The sequence below is a fragment of the Rhizobium sp. PEPV16 genome, assembly GCF_008919455.1.
Lineage (GTDB): Bacteria > Pseudomonadota > Alphaproteobacteria > Rhizobiales > Rhizobiaceae > Rhizobium > Rhizobium leguminosarum_Q.
In genome coordinates, this window is record NZ_VSZV01000207.1 from 11,707 (window position 1) to 13,217 (window position 1,511).

Annotated in this window: 1 protein-coding gene and 2 pseudogenes; all 3 read left to right on the forward strand. The window is 63.5% G+C overall.

The annotated features are described in order from the left end of the window. Positions 1-263, forward strand: a pseudogene (locus FY112_RS37460) (GntR family transcriptional regulator); the annotation flags it as partial. Positions 264-312: 49 nt separating this feature from the next. Next, the gene (locus FY112_RS06115; protein WP_026158748.1) at positions 313-969 is read left to right on the forward strand and encodes a PQQ-binding-like beta-propeller repeat protein; all 657 of its coding nucleotides are present in this window, start codon (positions 313-315) and stop codon (positions 967-969) included. Between the two features lie 200 nt (positions 970-1,169). After that, positions 1,170-1,511 (forward strand): annotated as a pseudogene (locus FY112_RS06120) (esterase); the annotation flags it as partial.

Consider the following 1,511-nt stretch of genomic DNA (forward strand, 5'->3'; position numbering starts at 1 on the left):
AGACCGTCGTGCTGGCGCCGCTGGTCGAAGGCCAGCATGGGGCGGTGCTCGCCTTTCTCGCCGATGGCGAGGCCTGGTCGAGTTCGGCGCTGGCGATCGCGCTCGGCGCCAGCCCGCGCACCGTACAGCGGGCGCTGGATTCGCTTGCCGGGGAGGGCAAGGTGCAATCCTTCGGGCGTGGGCGGGCGCGGCGCTGGATGAGCCCGCCGCTGCCTGGTTTCCCGACGATCTTGTTACTCCCGGGACCTTTGCCAAACGACTAGTATCGCCTGACTGATGAAGATGGCCCTACGGGCGAACAGGATGGAAGAGATGAAGAAATCGACAGCGACGATCATCCGCGAATACGGACCTTTCCCAGGCGCGAAACACATCAATGGCGTCACCTTCGATGGTGAGCACGTCTGGTTCGCCTCGGGTGACAGGCTGAATGCGCTCGATCCCGCAAGTGGCGAGGTGGTGCGCTCGATCGAGGTCGCGTCCCATGCCGGTACGGCTTTCGACGGCACGTTTCTCTATCAGATTGCCGAGGATGTCATTCACAAGATCGACCCGAAGACCGGACGTATCCTTTCCACCATCCCGGCGCCTGGCAATGGCGGCGATTCCGGCCTTGCCTGGGCCGAAGGCTCGCTCTGGGTCGGCCAGCACCGGGGGCGCCGGATCCATCAGATCGACCCGGAGACGGGCAAGATCCTCCGCACCATCGAATCCAACCGCGTCGTGACAGGCGTCACCTGGGTCGACGGCCAGCTCTGGCACGGCACCTGGGAGGGCGATGACAGCGACGTCAGACGCATCGACCCCGAAACCGGCGAGGTGCTGGAGCGGCTGGAAATGCCCGAGGGCACCGGCGTCTCCGGCCTCGAATCCGACGGCGCCGACTGCTTCTTTTGCGGTGGCGGCGCCAGCGGCAAGGTCCGCGCGATCAGCCGGCCGGCGCAGGCCAAGGAGGGGAAGGGGAAGTAGCCGATGCGACGCCGAAGAGGCCGATGCAGCATATAGTTCCCAGCGACAGTCAGGTCAGCAAGTCGGAAGTCGACATCAATGATGAGGTTGTCGGAATTATAGCCGAGTGAGCGATTGATTTCGTTACGTGACGATCTACTTTTGCGGCAGTGTCGATCGAGGGCTGTACGCAAAGCCGGTGCGACCGTGGGGGAGAGACTTTGAAACATCTGCGCACGACGCTCGGCCCTAAGAGCAAATCCGAACTTGGGATGATCCTCCCGCACGAGCACGTCTTCGTCGACCTCAGGACGCCCGACCAGCCCGGTTATGCCGAAGCTGAGATCGAAGACGTCGTTCGGCTGATGGCCCCCGAGATCGAGCGGATCAAGAAGCTCGGGGTGACGGCACTGGTCGAATGCTCGACGGGCGGCGTCGGACGCCGTGCGGATATCGATCTTGCCGTGTCACTCGCGACGGATTTTCCGATCGTCGTGCCCACCGGTAATTACCGCGAGCCCTGGATTCCCGAATGGGTCCGCCAGGCTTCCGAGAAAGAGCTG

Bases quoted from the DNA above. Each gene is read 5' to 3' on its own strand.
- FY112_RS06115 (WP_026158748.1), top strand. From the start codon at position 313: ATGAAGAAATCGACAGCGACGATCATCCGCGAATACGGACCTTTCCCA.